At 60.7% G+C, this 19,465-nt stretch carries 18 protein-coding genes; 8 read left to right on the top strand and 10 right to left on the bottom strand.

The window, feature by feature from the left end:
* Positions 1-48: 48 nt before the first annotated feature.
* Entirely contained in the window at positions 49-186 is a 138-nt protein-coding gene (locus HDC32_RS10840; RefSeq protein WP_034100099.1) for a hypothetical protein, read from the bottom strand.
* A gap of 638 nt (positions 187-824) precedes the next feature.
* Here HDC32_RS10840 and HDC32_RS10835 point away from each other — a divergent pair.
* The gene (locus tag HDC32_RS10835; RefSeq protein WP_145337874.1) at positions 825-2,252 is read left to right on the top strand and encodes an amino acid permease; all 1,428 of its coding nucleotides are present in this window, start codon (positions 825-827) and stop codon (positions 2,250-2,252) included.
* Positions 2,253-2,320: 68 nt separating this feature from the next.
* Positions 2,321-2,734, top strand: a complete 414-nt coding sequence (arfB, locus tag HDC32_RS10830) for an alternative ribosome rescue aminoacyl-tRNA hydrolase ArfB (protein ID WP_017139168.1) — start codon at positions 2,321-2,323, stop codon at positions 2,732-2,734.
* On the opposite strand, the gene HDC32_RS10825 is transcribed toward arfB, so the two are convergent.
* The 3 genes from HDC32_RS10825 to HDC32_RS10815 all read right to left on the bottom strand — a co-directional run bounded on the left by HDC32_RS10825 (position 2,731) and on the right by HDC32_RS10815 (position 4,884).
* Complete coding sequence (locus HDC32_RS10825) at positions 2,731-3,927, bottom strand: MFS transporter (protein WP_184743909.1); 1,197 nt, start codon at positions 3,925-3,927, stop codon at positions 2,731-2,733. The genes arfB and HDC32_RS10825 overlap by 4 nt on opposite strands.
* Before the next feature lie 93 nt (positions 3,928-4,020).
* The gene (locus HDC32_RS10820; protein WP_184743906.1) at positions 4,021-4,206 is read right to left on the bottom strand and encodes a hypothetical protein; all 186 of its coding nucleotides are present in this window, start codon (positions 4,204-4,206) and stop codon (positions 4,021-4,023) included.
* 366 nt (positions 4,207-4,572) lie between these two features.
* The gene (locus HDC32_RS10815) at positions 4,573-4,884 is read right to left on the bottom strand and encodes a DUF962 domain-containing protein (protein WP_027605580.1); all 312 of its coding nucleotides are present in this window, start codon (positions 4,882-4,884) and stop codon (positions 4,573-4,575) included.
* A gap of 163 nt (positions 4,885-5,047) precedes the next feature.
* Between HDC32_RS10815 and HDC32_RS10810 the strand changes: the two genes are divergently transcribed.
* Complete coding sequence (locus tag HDC32_RS10810) at positions 5,048-6,106, top strand: AraC family transcriptional regulator (protein ID WP_131697867.1); 1,059 nt, start codon at positions 5,048-5,050, stop codon at positions 6,104-6,106.
* On the opposite strand, the gene HDC32_RS10805 is transcribed toward HDC32_RS10810, so the two are convergent.
* From HDC32_RS10805 to HDC32_RS10780, 6 genes are all read right to left on the bottom strand, one after another.
* On the bottom strand, positions 6,063-7,517 hold the full coding sequence (locus HDC32_RS10805; RefSeq protein ID WP_131697866.1) for a TrkH family potassium uptake protein: 1,455 nt from the start codon (positions 7,515-7,517) through the stop codon (positions 6,063-6,065). The genes HDC32_RS10810 and HDC32_RS10805 overlap by 44 nt on opposite strands.
* A gap of 235 nt (positions 7,518-7,752) precedes the next feature.
* Entirely contained in the window at positions 7,753-9,096 is a 1,344-nt protein-coding gene (locus tag HDC32_RS10800; RefSeq protein WP_131697865.1) for an imelysin family protein, read from the bottom strand.
* Positions 9,097-9,222: 126 nt separating this feature from the next.
* The gene (locus tag HDC32_RS10795; protein ID WP_167655098.1) at positions 9,223-11,274 is read right to left on the bottom strand and encodes a bifunctional diguanylate cyclase/phosphodiesterase; all 2,052 of its coding nucleotides are present in this window, start codon (positions 11,272-11,274) and stop codon (positions 9,223-9,225) included.
* A gap of 583 nt (positions 11,275-11,857) precedes the next feature.
* A complete protein-coding gene (locus tag HDC32_RS10790) occupies positions 11,858-12,454 on the bottom strand; it encodes a superoxide dismutase (RefSeq protein ID WP_003212997.1) in 597 nt (198 codons plus the stop codon).
* Positions 12,455-12,631: 177 nt separating this feature from the next.
* Entirely contained in the window at positions 12,632-13,234 is a 603-nt protein-coding gene (locus HDC32_RS10785) for a LysE/ArgO family amino acid transporter (protein WP_131697863.1), read from the bottom strand.
* Positions 13,235-13,238: 4 nt separating this feature from the next.
* Positions 13,239-13,640 carry an ACT domain-containing protein gene (locus HDC32_RS10780; RefSeq protein ID WP_027605586.1) on the bottom strand — a complete coding sequence of 134 codons (402 nt, stop codon included), beginning with the start codon at positions 13,638-13,640 and terminating at the stop codon, positions 13,239-13,241.
* Between the two features lie 100 nt (positions 13,641-13,740).
* On the opposite strand from HDC32_RS10780, the gene HDC32_RS10775 reads away from it, so the two are divergent.
* The 5 genes from HDC32_RS10775 to HDC32_RS10755 all read left to right on the top strand — a co-directional run bounded on the left by HDC32_RS10775 (position 13,741) and on the right by HDC32_RS10755 (position 19,461).
* Positions 13,741-14,634: a LysR family transcriptional regulator ArgP gene (locus HDC32_RS10775; protein ID WP_184743902.1), complete on the top strand. Its 894-nt coding sequence runs from the start codon at positions 13,741-13,743 to the stop codon at positions 14,632-14,634.
* A gap of 52 nt (positions 14,635-14,686) precedes the next feature.
* Positions 14,687-15,685, top strand: a complete 999-nt coding sequence (locus tag HDC32_RS10770) for an NAD(P)-dependent oxidoreductase (protein ID WP_145337879.1) — start codon at positions 14,687-14,689, stop codon at positions 15,683-15,685.
* A 127-nt stretch (positions 15,686-15,812) separates the two neighbouring features.
* On the top strand, positions 15,813-16,658 hold the full coding sequence (locus HDC32_RS10765; protein ID WP_131697860.1) for an ATPase: 846 nt from the start codon (positions 15,813-15,815) through the stop codon (positions 16,656-16,658).
* 152 nt (positions 16,659-16,810) lie between these two features.
* Complete coding sequence (locus HDC32_RS10760; RefSeq protein WP_184743899.1) at positions 16,811-18,070, top strand: AGE family epimerase/isomerase; 1,260 nt, start codon at positions 16,811-16,813, stop codon at positions 18,068-18,070.
* A 104-nt stretch (positions 18,071-18,174) separates the two neighbouring features.
* Positions 18,175-19,461 carry an ABC transporter substrate-binding protein gene (locus HDC32_RS10755; protein ID WP_131697858.1) on the top strand — a complete coding sequence of 429 codons (1,287 nt, stop codon included), beginning with the start codon at positions 18,175-18,177 and terminating at the stop codon, positions 19,459-19,461.
* Positions 19,462-19,465: the final 4 nt, after the last annotated feature.

Below are 19,465 nucleotides of genomic sequence, written 5' to 3'. Positions count from 1 at the left end.
TAAGGAGGCAGGTGCCGTGCACAGCACCTGCCGAATACGTGCCGGGTGTCAGAAAGGCCACATCGCCGTGCCAAAGGGCACAACGGCATCGGCTTGCATCATTTCAACGGCGGCCTCGTGGGTCGGCGCTTCAAACCAATCGTCGAGTTGCAGTTCGGTTTCCAGGTCGTTTTCCAGTACTTGCATGGTGTATCTCCTAGAGGACGTTGTTTGAGAACGGCTTGCCAGCGGGCTTCGCTGGGCAAGTGAAAGAACCTAGGTGAGAGTGTTTGGGAATGCAAAAATTTTATTGACACGGTCTCATTTGGATTTTTTCTTCTGTTTTTTCGCCAGCTTTTTTTCTTCAGGAAATACAGCGAGCTGGCGTCGCTAATGTTGATGAATTTTCCTACCGCCATTTTTTCGAAAACTTACAGCTGTAACGCCGATTTTCCATGCTGTAACGATTAATTTACGTCTAGCTCGCGGCCTGATTGGCCTATTTACCGCTGTAAGGAATACCTGACAGATCGTCGCACGCGCTCCGCGGGTACGGCTTCAAGCTGTCGAGCGGTGTACAATGCGCCGCGTTTTACTGTGACCCCCTTGCGTAACCACGCAAAAGGCCAAGACCTCAGGGTTTACCCACCCTGATCACTCCGCCTGGCCACGAGCCCGGCGGGTTCGATTTCGTCACAGATAAAAACAAACAGGTGACGCATGACCGTTAGAAAGACGCTGTACTCCTGGTGCCTGCGCTGGGGTTTGAGCGGCGCTGCTTGAGTCGGTAATTCAAGGCAGCAACCTGCATTCAACATCATCAAACCTTGCGTGAGACCCTTTTCATGAGTGAACCCCATTCCTCTTCAGGCGAGCTGAAACGCGGCCTGAAAAATCGGCATATCCAGTTGATCGCCCTCGGTGGCGCCATCGGCACCGGCCTGTTCCTGGGCTCTGCCGGCGTGCTCAAATCCGCCGGCCCGTCGATGATCCTGGGTTATGCCATCTGCGGCTTCATTGCCTTCATGATCATGCGCCAGCTCGGCGAAATGATCGTCGAAGAGCCGGTCGCCGGTTCCTTCAGCCACTTTGCCCACAAGTACTGGGGCGGTTTCGCCGGCTTCCTGTCGGGCTGGAACTGCTGGATCCTGTACATCCTGGTGGGCATGTCCGAGCTGACGGCCGTTGGCAAATACGTACACTACTGGTGGCCGGAGATCCCGACCTGGGTCTCGGCGGCGGCGTTCTTCGTGTTGATCAACCTGATCAACCTGGCCAACGTCAAAGTCTTTGGTGAAGCCGAGTTCTGGTTCGCCATCATCAAGGTAGTGGCCATCGTCGGCATGATCGCCCTGGGCAGTTACCTGCTGGTCAGCGGCAGCGGCGGCCCACAAGCCTCGGTGAGCAACCTGTGGGAACACGGCGGGTTCTTTCCCCATGGCGTGGGCGGCTTGGTGATGGCCATGGCGATCATCATGTTCTCCTTTGGCGGCCTGGAAATGCTCGGCTTTACCGCCGCCGAAGCCGACCAGCCACGCACCGTGATCCCCAAGGCGATCAATCAGGTGATCTACCGCATCCTGATCTTCTACATCGGCGCCCTGGTCGTGCTGTTGTCGCTGACGCCATGGGACAGCTTGCTTGCCACCCTCAACGCCTCCGGCGATGCCTACAGTGGCAGCCCGTTCGTGCAGGTGTTCTCCATGCTGGGCAGCAACACCGCTGCGCATATCCTCAACTTCGTGGTGTTGACGGCGGCGTTGTCGGTGTACAACAGCGGCACCTACTGCAACAGCCGCATGCTGCTGGGTATGGCCGAGCAGGGTGATGCGCCCAAGGCGCTGGCCAAGATCGACAAGCGCGGCGTGCCAGTGCGTTCGATCCTCGCTTCGGCGGCGGTTACGCTGGTGGCGGTGTTGATGAACTACTTCATCCCGCAACACGCCCTGGAACTGCTGATGTCCCTGGTAGTGGCCACGCTGGTGATCAACTGGGCGATGATCAGCTTCTCCCACTTCAAGTTCCGCCAGCACATGAACCGCACCGGCCAGGTGCCTTTGTTCAAGGCGTTGTGGTACCCGTACGGCAACTATGTGTGCCTGGCGTTCGTGGTGTTTATCCTGGTGATCATGCTGATGATTCCGGGGATCCAGGTGTCGGTGTACGCGATCCCGGTGTGGGTGGCGTTTATGGCGGTGTGTTACGGGATCAAGAACAAGCGCAGTGCTGACGCCGCGTTGAGCGCAGCGAGTGCGGGTTCAAAGGCACCGTGATTGCCAAGGCCCAGGCGTCGATGTTGTTGTCCCGGTCGGGCTTATCCGTTGCCTGAGGTTTTTGATTGATGCTGGTAATTTCCAATAACGTGCACCTGCCCGACGCCGAAATCGAGTTGACCGCCATCCGCGCCCAGGGCGCCGGCGGGCAGAACGTCAACAAGGTGTCGAGCGCGGTGCACCTGCGGTTTGATATTCCGGCGTCGTCGCTGCCGGCGTTCTACAAGGAGCGACTGCTGGCACTGCGTGACAGTCGTATCACCAGCGAAGGCGTGCTGGTGCTCAAGGCCCAGCAGTACCGGACCCAGGAACAGAACCGTGCTGATGCGCTGGAGCGGCTGGTGGAGCTGATCCTCAGTGCCACCAAGGTCGAGAAGAAACGCCGCCCGACCAAACCCACCCTGGGCTCGAAAAAACGTCGCCTGGAATCCAAGACCAAGCGCGGCAGCATCAAGGCCGGGCGCGGCAAAGTCGACTTTTAGGCGTCGCGCGCTGCACGGGCCAGGGGTGCTTGCCGGTACAGGTACACACTCAGCAGCAAACCGCCAAGGGCGGCGAGGGCGGCGAACAGGAAGATCGAGGCAAAGCCGAAGCCTGCCGCCACGGCCCCCGCCAGCGGCCCGGTAATGCCCAGTGACAAGTCGATAAACAACGAGTAAGCCCCCACCGCCGAACCTCGGCTGGACGTCGGCACCAGATTGACCGCCTCCACCCCCAGCGCCGGAAACACCAGGGAAAAGCCGAAGCCACTCAACGCCGCGCCGGCCAGGGCCAGGTTGGCGTCTGGCGCCAACCACAGCAACAGCAGGCCGAGGATCTCCACCGACAGGCACGCGATCGCCACGCGAAAGCCGCCGATGCGGTTGATCAAGTTGCCGAACAGCAGGCGCGCACCGATAAAGCTGGCACCGAACAGGCTCAATGCCCACACCGCGTTATCCCAATGCTGAGTGGTGTAATACAGGGTGATAAAGGTGGCGATGGTGCCAAAGCCGATGGAGCCCAGGGCCAGCGCGCAGCCGTGGGGCAACACCCGGCCCAGCACATTCATGAACGGCAGGCGCACGCCGGCGACGATGGGGGCGGCCACTTTGTTCCAGGCCAGCAACACGCCTACTACTGCCAGCAGGATAATGCTGACACCCATGCTCCACAGTCCGAAATTCTTCACCAGCAGCACGCCCAGCGGCGCACCGACCGCCAGCGCGCCGTAACTGGCGATGCCGTTCCACGAAATGACCTTGGCGGTATTGGCCGCGCCCACCCGGCCAATGCCCCAGCCGATGGCACCTGAGCCCACCAGGCTTTCTGCGCTGCCCAGTACCAATCGACCGATGAGCAGGCTGACCAGGCTGACGGCCGGCAAGCTTGAAAACCACGCCGCAAGCAACATGAACACGCCGCTCACGCCGCAGCCCACCAGGCCGATCAGCACCGCACGCTTGCTGCCCAGGTTATCGATGATTTTGCCGGCATACGGACGGCTCAACAGCGTGGCCAGGTACTGCACGCTGATCACCAGCCCGGCGATCACCGCGCCGTAGCCCAGTTCGCTGTGGACATAGCCCGGCAATACGGCCAGGGGAATGCCGATATTCAGGTAGCCGATAAAGGTGAACAACACGATGGAAACAACTTGCAGCGTTACCGCCAGGGGGCGCTGGGTATCGGGCATGGGAGAGGTCCACTGTCGCAGCAGGTAAAGATAGGCTGCTAATGATACCGGGGCTTAGACGTGCGCAGGGCGGTAAAACGCAAAAACGTCAGATCAAAAAGACGTCAGGCTTGAAGGGGCGGCGAGTAATTGGGTGGTGACCAGGGCGGCCAGGGCGTTTTCCTGGGTGCCGAAGCGCTTGAGCAGCAAGGCTTGTTTGTCCGCGCTGAGGCGGTTCCACACTTCGACCATCTGCAGGGCGGTGTCGAGTACGGCGGTGTCCGGGAGGGTGTCTGTCATGGCGGGGACCTCGGGGTGATTCAGGCAGTGTGGAAAGCGTTCAAAGGTACGCTTTCCACACGGTCTGGTACGGCGTCAGTCCTGGCTCTTGCTGTCGACTGGTTTTGCTTCTTTGGCCTCAGGCTGCTTCGCGCTGGCCTGCTGCGGTGTTGGCTGCTCAGTTTCGTGCAGGCTTGGGAAGGGGAGATTAGGTATCTCGTGCATCGTCGTCGCTCCTCGCAAAGTCTGTTTTTTCAATCGCAGGTGATTCCGCGCTCTCAAAAAGCCTTGGCAGGATACAGCACTGTAAATGACAAAAAGACTTTTATATCGCCGGGTGAACGAACCTTTTATCGTTTTTATGCAAGTGACAAGAGGTCACACCGTTCAGAACGGCACCTTGCCCAGGATCATGTCGCGGTACATCACAAAATCCCCCAGCAGGCTGTAGAACGGGTGCTGAAACGTCGCCGGACGGTTCTTTTCGAAGAAGAAGTGCCCGATCCAGGCGAAGCTGTAACCGGCAATCGGCACGGCCAACAACAGGCCCAGTGAACCTCTGCCGATGGCGTAGGCCAGGATGCCGATCACCAGGGTAGTGCCGATAAAGTGCAGGCGCCGGCAGGTGCTGTTGCCGTGCTCAGTCAGGTAATAAGGGTAAAACTCGGCAAAGCTATTGAATCGCTTGAGGTTTTCCACTGTGGCCGGCCCTTTGATTGTTGTGCTGCCCAACAGATGTTCGGCGGGGAGCTTATTTGAGTCTAGAGTGATCAGTGGTAACAGCCAGTGACAATAGATGCCACTTTAGTATCCTTGGCTTTCCTGGCTGACGTTTTGAGCCTGCTTTATTCAAGAAGACGCCATGAGCGAACGAACAACTTCTGCAAGCTGGGCGATGGGGATAGTCAAGGCATTGGAAATGGACGGCCTGGATTGCCGCGCCTTGTTCAAGCAGCTGGGCCTGGACTACGCCGCGCTGAGTGACCCCGATGCGCGGTTCCCGCAAGACTCCATGACCCGCCTGTGGCAGCGCGCGGTAGAGCTGTCGGGCAACCCGGCGATTGGCCTGAACATGGGCAAGGTGGTGCGCCCGGCGTCGTTTCATGTGGCCGGTTACGCCTTGATGTCCAGCAACACCCTGGCCGAAGGCTTTATGCGGCTGGTGCGTTACCAGCGGATCATCGCCGAAAGCGCCGACTTGAGTTTCCGACTATTGCCTGAAGGCTATGCGCTGATTCTGACGGTGCATGGCGATCATCTTCCGCCGACCCGACAAAGCGCCGAAGCCTCCCTGGCCTGTGCATTGGCGCTGTGCGGCTGGCTCACCGGCCGGACCCTGCAACCACGCAAAGTATTGCTGCAGGGCGATCAACCCGAGGACCTGGCCCCCTATAGACAAGCGTTCCATGCCCCGCTGGAGTTCGATGCGCCGTATGACGCGCTGATCTTTGAGCGCGCCGACATGGACGCGCCGCTGCCCACGGCCAACGAGGCCATGGCGCTGTTGCACGATCGATTTGCTGGTGAGTACCTGGCGCGTTTCTCGGAAAGTCGTGTGACCCACAAGGCCCGGCAGGTGCTGTGCCGGCTGTTGCCTCAGGGCGAACCCAAGCGCGAAGTGGTGGCCCAGACCCTGCACCTGTCCCAGCGCACCTTGCAGCGGCGCCTGCAGGAAGAGGGCACGAGTTTCCAGACCCTGCTCGACGACACCCGCCGCGAACTGGCCGAGCAGTACCTGGCGCAGCCGAGCATGACCTTGTTGGAGATTGCCTACCTGCTGGGCTTTGCCGACCCGAGCAACTTCTTTCGCGCGTTTCGCCGCTGGTTCGATGCCACACCCGGCGAATACCGGGCGCGACTGCAGGATGCGTCGACGGTCAGTGACGCCAGAACGCAGGAATGCACAGAACAAAGACTGTGATGATTTCCAGCCGGCCCAGCAGCATGCCCAGGGACAGGATCCACTTGGCCGCATCCGGCAGGCTGGCGAAGTTGCCGGCCGGGCCAATGGTTTCCCCCAGGCCGGGGCCGACGCCGGACACGGTGCTGGCGGCGCCGGTGAGTGCGGTCATCCAGTCCAGGCCCAGCAGCGACAACGCCAGGGCGATGGCGCAGATGGTGATGGCGAAGAAAAACGAAAAGGTCAGGATCGAACGCACAATCTCTTCGTCGAGGCGGTGCCCGTTGTACTTCTGCTTGATCACCGCGCGCGGGTGAATCAGCTGGTTCAAGTTGGCCTTGAGCAGGATATAGGCGACCTGGAAGCGGAAGATCTTGATCCCACCCGCCGTGGAGCCGGAACAGCCACCGATGAAGCCCAGGTAGAAGAACAGCATCAGTGAGAAATTGCCCCACAGGCTGTAGTCCCCCAGTGCAAAACCAGTGGTGGTCACTATCGACGTGACGTTTAACGCCACATGGCGCAAGGCATCCAGCCAGTGCAGATTGGTGGTCCACCAGTACCAGGTGCCGAGCACCAGCCACGTCACGATCAACAAACCGAGTAAGCCCTGTACTTGCTGATCCTTGATCAATGCCTTGCGATTGCCCCGCAAGGTGGCCACGTAAAGGGTAAACGGCAAGCTGCCGAGGATCATCACCACCACCGCCACCCAGTGCACCGCCGGTTGTTTCCAGTGCGCCAGGGATTCGTCGGAGGTGGAGAAGCCGCCGGTGGAAATCGCCGACATTGCGTGGTTGATCGCATCGAACAGGCCCATGCCGGCCCACCAGAATGCCAGGCTGCCGAGGATGGTGATGCCGACGTAGGCCGCCACGATCAGTCGCGCCACCATGTGCGAGCGGGGCATGACCTTCTCCGAGCGGTCCGAGGATTCGGTCTGGAACAGGCGCATGCCACCGATGCGCAGCAGCGGCAGGATCGCCACCGCCATGCCGATAAAGCCGATGCCGCCGAGCCAGTGCAGCAGCGAGCGCCACATCAGAATGCCGGGTGACAGGGTGTCCAGGCCGCTCAGCACCGTGGAGCCGGTGGCGGTGATGCCGGACATGCTTTCGAAAAACGAGTCGGTGTAGCTGATGTGCTGGGTCAGCAAGAACGGCAGCGCGGCGAACACGCACACCACCACCCAACTGCTGACCGTGAGCAGGTACATGTCTCGCGGACGCAGGTGCACGTGTTCGGGCCGACCGGGAATCACCAGGGCGAGCCCGGCGACAAAGGTGATCAGGCTGGCCCAGAGGAACGACGGCAGGTCGCTGGTGCGTTCGAAAAACACCAGGGTGGCCATGGGCACGACCATGGCGATCGCGAGAGTGATCAGGAAGATGCCGATGATGAAACCGATGATGCGGAGGGTCGGCAACGCCATGAAGTGAGCTCGAAAGAGGGCAGAGACGCCATTCTACCTGGGGTGCAGGGCATGTAAACCGGGCCTTGAAAGCGACGCCAATCAAATGTGGGAGGGGGCTTGCTCCCGATGGCGGGGGGGCAGCAGATACTTTCTTCTCTGACAGACCGCTATCGGGAGCAAGCCCCCTCCCACATGGGTTCCGGGGGGTAAAAAAAAGGCGACCCGAAGGTCGCCTCATTCAACACGGCACTGATCAGAACTCGTGATCAGCGTTATCCGGGTTCAGGTCGCTGATGCCCAGCTTGCCAGCAGCGGCCTCGATCGAACCGGTCTGCTTGACCAGGGCGGCGATGGCGTCACGTACGATCTGGTTGCCCGCGTCGTTACCGGCCGCGATCAACTGGTCGTAGTGCTCACCCTTGTTGGCGTGATCAACCATGACCTGGATCTTCGCTTCGGTCGCCGCCAGGTCTGCTTTCAGCGCGGTATCGGCAGCAGGGTCGGCCTTGGCCACCAGGGACGACAGGCTGGCGCCGGTCATTTTGGTGCCGTCGACGCGGGTGTACTCGCCCAGGTAGACGTTGCGGATGCCCTTGGCGTCGTAGAAGTGCGAGTAGTGGGTATTGTCACTGAAGCAGTCCTGTTCGTCTTCCGGCGAGTTGGCTTCCAGGGAAACCTTCATGCGCTCACCGGCCAGCTCGCCCAGGGACAGGCTGCCCATGCCGAACAACATTTTGCGCAGGCCTTCGGTGGCAGGTTCTGCCTCCAGGGTGGCGCGGTAGTTGTCTTCGACGTTGGGTTTCCAGTTGCCGACCATTTCCTGCAGGTCGCTGACCAGCAGTTGGGTCACGGCGGTCAGGTAGGCGCGGCGGCGCTCGTTGTGGCCGCCGGTTGCGCCGTCGCCGGTCAGGTAGTCCGACGCAGGGCGGTTGCCGGCGCCTGGGCCGGTGCCGTTCAGGTCCTGGCCCCAGAGCAGGAATTCGATGGCGTGGTAGCCGGTGGCGACGTTGGCTTCGGAACCGCCCAGCTCATTGAGGCTGGCGAGTTTTTCCGGGGTGATGTCCTTCACGTCGACCTTGTCTTCGCCGACCTGAACTTCGGTGTTGGCGATGATGTTGGCGTTAGCGCCAGGGTTACCCAGGGCGTGCTCGTAGGATTTGTCGACGTAGTCGATCAGGCCTTCGTCCAGCGGCCAGGCGTTAACCTGACCTTCCCAGTCATCGATGATGGTGTTGCCGAAGCGGAACACTTCGCTCTGCAGGTATGGAACGCGAGCGGCAACCCAGGCGGCGCGGGCGGCTTTCAGGGTTTCGTCGTTGGGCTTGGCGAGGAAGGCATCGATCGCGGTTTGCAGGGTTTTTGCGGTGGATTCAGCATCGCTGTACACCGCGAAGACCATGTCGGCGTAATGCGCAACCACGGCCTTGGCGGCCGCTTCGTCGACCTGGCCGGCAGGGGTGGCAGCCGCTGGAGCGGTAGTGCTGGCAGCCGGGGTCGGCGCCTGGTTGGCTGCGGGCTTGTCTTTACCTTCGCCGCAACCGGCGAGAGAAATGGCAATGGCCAGCAGACTGGCGGTGGCCAGGGGCATACGAATCATGGCGAACATCCTGCTTCGGTTGTTGATGGGCGCGCGGGGGTCGCGCAAAACTGCGACATAATGCGAAAGATTTGCATTTTGTGTAAAGGGTTATACGCAGGAAATATTCAGTATCGTTTTACCCGATCAGAGAATGGCCGCGCTATTGCGCTCGGCCTGCTTCAAAAAAGCCGCCAACTCCCGGGCCGGCAGGGGTTTGCTGTAGTAGTAGCCCTGACCTTCATGGCAGCCTTCGGAGATGATGTAAGCCTCCTGCTCCGCGGTCTCCACGCCTTCGGCGATGACCTGCATGCCCAGGCTTTTGCCCAGTTGGATAATCGCGCGAACGATGGTGGCGTCGTCATCGTCGTCCAGCAGGTCCTGGACGAAGCTTTTGTCGATCTTGATCTTGTCCAGCGGCAGGCTTTTCAAATAGCTCAAGGAGGAATAGCCGGTGCCGAAGTCATCAATGGCGATCAATGCCCCGGAGCGGCGCAGGCTCAACAGGTGCTGGGCGGCGGTGCTGATGTCTTCCATCAGGCCGGTCTCGGTGACTTCCAGTTCCAGGCTGCGCGGCGGCAGGCGGTAGATCTGCATCAGGTTGTTGACCACCCGTGGCAACTCGGTGTGGTGCAGTTGCACGGTGGACAGATTGACTGCCATGCGCAGTTCGGTGAAACCCAGGTCATGCCATTCGCGCAATTGTCGACAGGCCTGGTCCAGCACCCATTCGCCAATCGGAATAATGGTGCCGTTCTGTTCTGCCAGCGGGATGAACAGGTCCGGCGGCACCAGGCCGTGTTCCGGGTGCTGCCAGCGGATCAGGGCTTCCACGCCTACCACTCGCTGGTCGCGATAGCTGATCTGCGGCTGGTAGACCAGGTGAAACTGGTCGCGACCCAGGGCATCGCGCAGGTCTTTTTCCAGTTCGCGGCGGCGGCGCATTTCGCTGTCGACACTGGCGATATAGAACTGATAGCGGTTGCGTGAGCGGCTCTTGGCCAGGGTCATGGTCTGTTCGGCTTTTTGCAGCAGCTTCTCGGTGCTGTCGCCATCTTCGGGAAACAAGGTGATGCCGATGGTGGCGCGCAGGCGAATTTCCTCGTGGTCGAGGGCGAACTCCGCCTCCAGGTCGTCGAGGATGCTTTGCGCCAGTTCGGCCGCTTCGTAGGGCTGGTCGATATCGGCCTGTACCAGCGCGAACTGGTCGCCCCCCAGGCGGGCGAGGGCGCCGAGGCGACCGCTGTGGGCGCGCAAGCGATCGGCCAGGGCCAGCAGCAATTTGTCGCCGGCCTGGTAGGTGAACTGCTCGTTGACGCTCTTGAAGTCATCCAGCCCCACGCATAACACGGCGACGCGGCGCTGGCGGCGGCCGGCGTCGATGAGGATCTTGTCCAGTTGCTCCTGCAGTTTCTGGCGGTTCGGCAGGCCGGTGAGAAAATCGTACTGGGCCATGCGCAGCAGGCTGGATTCCGCCTCATGGCGCAGGTGGGTGTTACGCTCGATGGATTCGAGCAACTGGTTGGCGGTGTTGATCCACAACCCCAACTCGTTGCGCTCGTGCCCCTTGAGTTGCGGGATCTTGTGCTGGCTGGGACGGTCCGGGTTGATCGATGTCAGGTGCTCGATAATCCGCGACAGCGGTTTGGTCAGCAGCCAGTGGTAAACCAGGTACAACACCAGGCCCATGGCCAAGGCGCGTAACACGCCGGAAATGAAGATGATCACCGAACTGACGAGAAAGCCCTGGCCGTAAGTGGCGGTGTCGAGGGTAATGCTCAGGTCGCCGTAATACTCGCTGTAGGGGCCTTTGCCGACCAATGAAGTGGTGAAGGTGCGTTCCTGGCCAAGAATCAGGTCGGTGAGCCAACGGCTGGGGGAGTGCTGCAAGGCGCGGCTTTTTTCCGCCAGCATGGTTTCGTTGGGATGGCCGATGGAGGCCATGCGCACCGCCTCGTCCTGGAACAGCCCTTCGATCACCTGCATGCCCATCTCGCGGTCCAGGCTATAGACGGCCTGGGTCGAGGGGTCGCGAAACATGTCGAGGATGCGCTGGGCATCACCGGCCACGGCCTGGCGCGTCTTGTAGGCATCGAAAACGATCTGCGCCACGCTCAGCGTCACGCCCACGATCAACGCCGACAGCAGCACAACCCGTAGCAACTTCACCGACAAGCTGTTCTTGAGTTCCAGCTTCAAAGGGGCATTCCTTGTCTCATGCGGGTGGCCTTCAATATGCCATGAGTATTGGCAATCCCGTGATTGCAGTCAAAGGGACATTGCGGCTTACGGTACTTTGTGGCGCTGGGTGAGCCTGAGGCGGGTGGTGTTGGCGGGCGCGGGGTGAAATGGAGAGGTGGTTCAATCAGGCGAGCGATGGACGGGGAGAGGCTGCGCTTTTCGCTTCCCTGGAAGCCCTGAGAAGCGAAAGCTGCGGCTTTTACCCGGCTGGTACCTGGTTTGGATTATCTTTCTGCGCGTCTGTCATGGATTTAGCCAGCGACGAGCCTGTGTTGATTGCCATTCCTAAGGTTTTAATCCCGAGGTCTATCGCCATCGGGGCGACGGTTGAGATTATTGGGACCGCCACTGCTGCTGCGCCTGCGCCTGCGATTGCCATAATTACGCTCTCCTACATCAATTAAGAGGGACATTCCTCCTGCCGCCTGGGTGGTCATTTCTTGTCGTTGAGTTCCGTGGGTCTTTGCCTGCCCTTGTGGTTGCATCGCGCCCATAAAAAAGCCCGGCACATTCGCCGGGCTCTCTTTACTGCAAGGGTTGCTTAGGCAGTGAAGGTCTTGCCTTCGAACTGCTCAGCCACGAACTTCCAGTTGACCAGGTTCCAGAACGCTTCCACATACTTTGGACGCACGTTGCGGTAGTCGATGTAGTAGGCGTGTTCCCACACGTCGCAGGTCAGCAGCGGGGTGTCGCCGCTGGTCAGCGGGTTGCCGGCGCCGATGGTGCTGGCCAGGGCCAGGGAACCGTCAGCCTTTTTCACCAGCCAGCCCCAGCCGGAACCGAAGGTGCCGACGGACGTCTTGGTGAATTCTTCCTTGAACTTGTCGAACGAACCGAACGCAGCGTTGATGGCTTCAGCCAGCGCGCCGGTAGGTTGGCCGCCGGCGTTTGGTGCCAGGCAGTTCCAGTAGAAGGTGTGGTTCCAGACCTGAGCGGCGTTGTTGAAGATGCCGCCCGAAGAAGACTTGACGATCTCTTCCAGGGTCTTGCCTTCGAACTCGGTGCCTGGCACCAGGTTGTTCAGGTTCACGACATAGGTGTTGTGGTGCTTGTCGTGGTGGTATTCCAAGGTTTCCTTGGAGATGTGCGGCTGCAGGGCATCGTGTGCGTAGGGCAGCGGCGGCAATTCGAAAGCCATGATGATTCTCCTAATCAGGTCAGTTGCGGTGAGCGCAAGGCCGATCACGGGCGGCCAAACAAGCGCCGGGGAGTTTGTACTCTTTGCGGCGCAGGGTCCGGATCATAGCACCGGGGGTGCGGCAAAACCACGCAACAACTGTGTGGGATAGAGGTTCCAGAGCCTTTTGGAATAAGTTCACTGTGCGCTTATTAATTGGTAGGCCACGCTGAACATCATCCCCGCCACCAGCAAGTCCAGCAGGCGCCATGTCGCCGGGCGTGCCAGCCACGGCGCCAGCCAGGCCGCGCCGAGCGCCAGGGTGGCGAACCACAGCAACGATGCACTCGCGGCCCCGGCCACGTAGGCGCCGGGTTCGGTCTGTTGTGCGCCCAGTGAGCCGATCAGCAGCACCGTGTCCAGGTACACATGAGGATTGAGCAACGTGACCGCCAAGGCACTGAGCAACACGGCACGCAATGAACGGACCTTGAGGTTGCCCCCTTGCGCCAGGCCCTGTGTCGAAAACGCCCGGCGCAGCGCCAGGGTGCCGTACCACAGCAGGAACGCGGCGCCGCCCCAGCGGGCAATCGCCAATAAGAGCGGGCTTTGTGCCAGCACCGTCGCCAGGCCGAATACCCCGGCGGCCACGAGCAAGGCGTCGCACACCACGCACAATGCCGCCACCGGCAGGTGATGTTCACGGCGCAGGCTTTGCGCCAATACAAATGCGTTTTGCGTGCCGATGGCCATGATCAGCCCCAGGGCCACCAATAATCCGTTCAGATAGCTTTGCCACATACCATTACTCCGAAGTCGCTGCCAGTTGGCGCAATACGTCCATGGCCCGCTCGGCATCCGCGCGGCCGACGAACAGGTGGTCGTGGTAGTAACCGGCGATTACGTTGCAACTGATCCCGGCCTTGCCGAGCGCACTGGCAAAGGCGGCCGTCAGGCCCACGGCTTGCAGCGCTGAATGCACATTCAGGGTGATCCACGCGGCGATGTAGTCGAACGCCAGGCCGGCCTGTTCCGCCTGCCGTCGTTCCAGGATCAGGGTCAACCCTTCCTGCTCGCGAAAGCTGCCGATGGCCTCGCAACCGGCCGGGATGCGATGGTCAGGCAGGGTGCAGAACACGTAGTCACCGTCATTGAGCTGCGGGCTCATGCTGCGCAGTAGGGTTGCCAGGGCGGTTTCGCCAGCCATGATGAAGAGTCCTTATAAAGAGAGAAGCGATGCTGGCTATTCTCATGGCGCAGGCTGTATAAGAAAAACCAATATTACTGATCGCTCATTAGAGAAACTGATGTTCGACTATAAATTGCTTTCCGCCCTGGCGGCGGTGGTGGAACAGGCCGGCTTCGAGCGCGGTGCCCAGGTATTGGGGCTGTCGCAATCGGCGATTTCCCAGCGCATCAAGTTATTGGAAGCACGCGTCGGCCAGCCGGTGCTGGTGCGGGTTACGCCGCCGGCGCCCACCGATATTGGTCGGCGTTTGCTTAACCATGTGCAGCAGGTGCGGCTGCTGGAGCGCGACCTGCAAAGCCAGGTGCCGGCGCTGGACGAAGAAGGCATGCCTGAGCGCCTGCGCATCGCCCTGAATGCCGACAGCCTTGCCACCTGGTGGGCCGAGGCGGTCAGTGACTTTTGTGCCGAGCAGCATTTGCTGCTGGATCTGGTCGTAGAAGACCAAACGGTGGGGCTCAAGCGCATGCGTGCCGGCGAGGTGGCGGCCTGCATTTGCGCCAGTGAACGCCCGGTGGCCGGTGCCCGCAGCCTGTTGCTCGGCGCCATGCGATATCGGGCGCTGGCCAGTCCGGCGTTTGTTGCACGGCATTTCCCGGAGGGCGTCCGCGCCGACCAACTGGCCCGCACACCGGCGCTGGTGTTTGGCCCTGATGATTTCCTGCAGCACCGCTACCTGGCGTCTCTGGGCGTGGACGGTGGTTTCGAACACCATTTATGCCCATCGTCCGAAGGCTTTATACGCCTGGCGGAAGCGGGGCTCGGCTGGGGGCTGGTGCCTGAGTTACAGGTGCGCGACCAGCTGGAAAAGGGCGTACTGATCGAGTTATTGCCAGATAAGCCCATTGATGTGCCTTTGTACTGGCATCATTGGCGCAGCGGCGGGCAGCTGTTGGGTTTGTTGACCGACCATCTGGCCCAAGCCTGTGGACAATGGTTGGTGCCGTTGGACTGATGACGGTCGTCAAGGCAACAGCGATGAAAAATGAAAGGACACGGGGTAATACATGAAGATTCTGGTCACCGGCGCAAGCGGCTTCATCGGCGGGCGCTTTGCGCGTTTCGCCCTGGAGCAGGGCCTGGACGTGCGGGTCAACGGGCGGCGCGCCGAGGGTGTGGAGCACCTGGTTCGGCGTGGTGCCGAGTTTATCCAGGGTGACTTGAGTGACGCCGACCTGGTGCGCGATCTGTGCCGCGATGTCGAAGCCGTGGTGCATTGTGCAGGCGCCGTGGGCTTGTGGGGGAGGTATCAGGACTTCCATCAAGGCAATGTGCTGGTGACTGAAAACGTCGTGGAAGCCTGCCTCAAGCAGCGCGTGGGCCGTCTGGTGCACCTGTCGTCGCCGTCGATCTACTTCGACGGGCGCGATCATCTCGGGTTGACCGAAGAGCAAGTCCCCAAGCGCTTCAAGCACCCTTATGCCGCCACGAAGTACCTGGCCGAGCAGAAAGTGTTCGGCGCCCAGGAGTTCGGTCTCGAGGTGCTGGCCCTGCGTCCGCGTTTCGTTACCGGTGCCGGTGACATGAGTATTTTCCCGCGCCTGTTGAAAATGCAGCGCAAGAACCGCCTGGCCATCGTCGGCGACGGTCTCAACAAAGTCGACTTCACCAGTGTGCACAACCTCAACGAAGCGCTGCTCAGCAGTTTGCTGGCCACCGGTTCGGCGCTGGGCAAGGCCTACAACATCAGCAATGGCACGCCGGTGCCGGTGTGGGATGTGGTGAATTACGTGATGCGCCAAATGGAGTTGCCCCAGGTGACCCGTTATCGCTCCTACGGCTTGTCCTACAGCGTCGCGGCGCTTAACGAAGCCTTTTGCGCGATGTGGCCCGGTCGTCCGGAGCCGGCGTTATCGCGCCTGGGCATGCAGGTAATGAACAAAGATTTCACCCTCGACATCAGCCGGGCCAGGCATTATCTGGATTACGAGCCCAAGGTCAGCCTGTGGACCGCTCTCGACGAGTTCTGCGGTTGGTGGAAGGCCCAGGATCCCGGGTTCAAATAAGGTCACAACAGGCAACACATAGGGAACCGAATTCCAGGTTCCGGGTCGATCAACGCGATGGGGTTGGGGTTTATACTCCCGTCGCTCGGCTTTCCAGCCAGCTAACTCACCGATTCAGGGTTGATTCATGCGCAACGATGCTAAAGACGATTTCGACAACATTCCCAGCCTGCGGGCCGATCTTGGGGATGACGATGATTTCGAACCTTCCCCGGCCACCTCGGTGCGTTCGCGCAACACGCCCGTGGTCAAGGTCAAGGGGGCCAGCACCGGCCCGCTGTGGGCACTGATCGGTGCGCTGCTGATCGCGTTCGCCGGCCTGGCCTGGTGGAGTTTCCAGCAGATATCTCTGATGGGCCAGCAGTTGGTTGCCACCCAGGAGAGCTTTGCGCGCATCAGCGAAGAAGCGGCAGGGCGTCTGCAGGACATTTCCGGCAAGGTCGTAGCCAGTGAAGCCAACGTGAACAACGGCAGCGAAGCATTGAAACTGCAGATCAAACAGCTGGAAAACCAGTTGCTGGAGCAGGGCAAGCAGCAGCTCGGCGTTGCCGGCCAGGCCACCGAGCTGGACACGCGCCTGGCGCAAATGACTGCCAGCACCACTGAGTTGTCGAGCGCCAATGCCAAGCTGCAAGGCCAGGTGCAGGCCTTGACCGATGCTGTGGCCACCCTGAAGGCAGCGCAGGGCGATGCCGGCAAGCGCGATACCGAGATAAAGGAATTGGTCGCTGATGTGGCTGCCTTGAAAAAACAAGGTAACCCAAGCGCAGCCATCGCCCGTCTTGAGCAGGACCTGGTGGTACTCAAAAGTGCGCAGGACAGCCAACCGGCTAACAGCGATGCGCCGACCAATAAAGAGTTCGACGTGTTCCGCATCCAGACCACGCGCAATATCACCACCTTGCAGAGCCAGGTGCAGAACCTGAATCAGCGCCTCAACGCGTCAGCGGCTGTCACGCCGCTCGGCCAGTAATATTCGGGCCTGTGGCAAGCCCGCTCGCCACAGGCCGCCTAAGCGGCTTGAATGTCACCGTCTGGTGACATTTCCCATCCCCTTCGTTACTTGCCCCCACCTCGCCCTTGTTTAGACTCCGGTCATCCCACAAAAAATAATAAGGGCCACCCATGACCACGCAACCACTGCCTGCCAGCAGTTGGCTGAATGCACCTGCCCATCACGCTTGGCTCGCCGCCGAAGGCCAGCGCCTGCTGGCATTCGCCAAGGCCTCCCGTCTGCCTGAGGGTTTTGGCAACCTCGACGACAAAGGCCAGTTGCCGGCCGATGCCCATGCCGAAACCATGAATACCGCGCGCATGACCCACAGCTTCGCCATGGCCCATGCCATGGGTTTGCCGGGTTATGCCGAGCTGGTGGCGCACGGTATTGCGGCCCTGGGCGGACCTTTGCGTGATAGCGAACACGGTGGCTGGTTCGCCACGCCCCAGGCCCTGGACGGCAATACCGGCAAAGCTGCCTACCTGCATGCCTTTGTCGCCCTGGCCGCCAGCTCGGCCACGGTGGCGGGCGCGCCCGGTGCGCAAAACCTGCTGAGCGACGCCATCTCTATCATCGACCAGTTCTTCTGGAGTGAGAAGGAGGGCGTGATGCTCGAGTCCTTCGCCCGGGACTGGAGCGGCGTCGAAGCCTATCGCGGCGCCAACAGCAACATGCACGCCACGGAAGCCTTCCTGGCCCTGGCCGATGTCACCGCTGACACGCGTTGGCTGGACCGCGCCCTGCGTATCGTCGAGCGAGTGATTCATACCCACGCCGCTGCCAATCAGTTCATGGTGATCGAGCATTTCGACGCTCAGTGGAAACCCCTGCTCGATTACAACGAAGACAACCCCGCCGATGGCTTCCGCCCCTACGGCATCACCCCCGGCCACGGTTTTGAGTGGGCGCGGCTGGTGCTGCACCTGGAAGCCGCGCGCCTGCAGGCCGGGCTGGCCACGCCGGACTGGCTGCTGAGCGCCGCCAAGGGCCTGTTCGCCAGCGCCTGCGAATATGCCTGGGCCGTGGATGGCGCCCCCGGCATCGTCTACACCCTGGACTGGAACCACCGCCCGGTCGTGCGCGAGCGTCTGCACTGGACTCACGCTGAAGCCAGCGCCGCTGCCCAGGCCTTGCTCAAACGCACGGGGGAGCTGCATTACGAAACCTGGTACCGGCGCTTCTGGGAGTTTTGCGACACCCATTTCATCGACCGTATCCACGGCAGCTGGCACCACGAACTCAACCCCCACAACCAGCCCAGCAGCACTATCTGGGGTGGCAAACCGGACCTGTACCATGCCTGGCAAGCGGTCGTGCTGCCTGCACTGCCCCTGGCACCGAGCATGGCCAGCGCTTTAGGCGCTGGGTGTTATGTCACCAGTTGGTGACATTTGTGCATCCCTTTGTTACCTGCGCTCGAAAAAACCATGTTTAAACTCCGTGCAGCGCAAGCTCTAGACTTGCATGCATAACAACAAGAAAAGGTATTCAGATGAACGCGATTAATCGCCTCGCCGTAGCTATTTCCGTTGCCTCGTTGTTTCCCCTCAGTGCCTTTGCCGCCGACTCCAAAGGGACGGTTGAAGTTGTGCATTGGTGGACCTCGGGTGGCGAAAAAGCGGCTGTAGATGTCCTGAAGGCCCAAGTAGAGAAAGACGGCTTCACCTGGAAAGACGGTGCCGTCGCAGGTGGCGGTGGCGCCACTGCCATGACCGTGCTGAAAAGCCGCGCGGTCGCCGGCAACCCACCAGGCGTTGCCCAGATCAAAGGCCCCGACATCCAGGAATGGGCGTCCACCGGCCTGCTCGACACCGACGTCCTGAAGTCCGTCGCCAAAGACGAAAAATGGGATTCCCTGCTCGACAAGAAAGTCTCCGACACCGTGAAGTACGACGGTGACTACGTTGCCGTACCGGTCAACATCCACCGCGTGAACTGGCTGTGGATCAACCCGGAAGTCTTCAAGAAAGCCGGTATCACCAAGAACCCTACCACCCTCGAAGAATTCTACGCAGCCGGCGACAAGCTCAAGGCCGCGGGCTTCATTCCGCTCGCCCACGGTGGCCAGCCTTGGCAGGACAGCACCGTCTTCGAAGCGGTGGTCCTGTCGGTAATGGGCGCCGATGGCTACAAGAAAGCCCTGGTCGACCTGGATAACGCTGCGCTGACCGGCCCGGAAATGGTCAAGTCCCTGACCGAGCTTAAGAAAGTCGCGACCTATATGGACGTCGACGGCAAAGGCCAGGACTGGAACCTCGAAGCGGGCAAGGTCATCAACGGCAAGGCCGGCATGCAGATCATGGGTGACTGGGCCAAGTCCGAATGGACCGCCGCCAAGAAAGTCGCCGGCAAAGACTATGAGTGCGTAGCCTTCCCAGGCACCGACAAAGCCTTCACCTACAACATCGACTCCCTGGCGGTGTTCAAGCAGAAAGACAAAGGCACTGCCGCTGGCCAGCAGGACATCGCCAAAGTCGTGCTGGGTGAAAACTTCCAGAAGGTGTTCAGCATCAACAAGGGGTCGATCCCGGTTCGTACCGACATGCTCAATGAAATGGACAAGCTCGGCTTCGACTCCTGCGCCCAGACCGCTGCCAAGGACTTCCTGGCAGACGCCAAGTCCGGCGGCCTGCAGCCAAGCATGGCGCACAACATGGCCACCACCCTGGCTGTGCAAGGTGCGTTCTTTGATGTCGTGACCAATTTCATAAACGACCCGAAAGCCGACCCGGCCGACACCGCCAAGAAACTCGGCGCTGCGATCAAGTCAGCCAAGTAACAGC

The organism is Pseudomonas sp. JAI120, assembly GCF_014207255.1.
GTDB lineage: Bacteria > Pseudomonadota > Gammaproteobacteria > Pseudomonadales > Pseudomonadaceae > Aquipseudomonas.
Note: the sequence above shows the minus strand (reverse complement) of the source record. Positions and strands in the feature narration are given on the sequence as shown.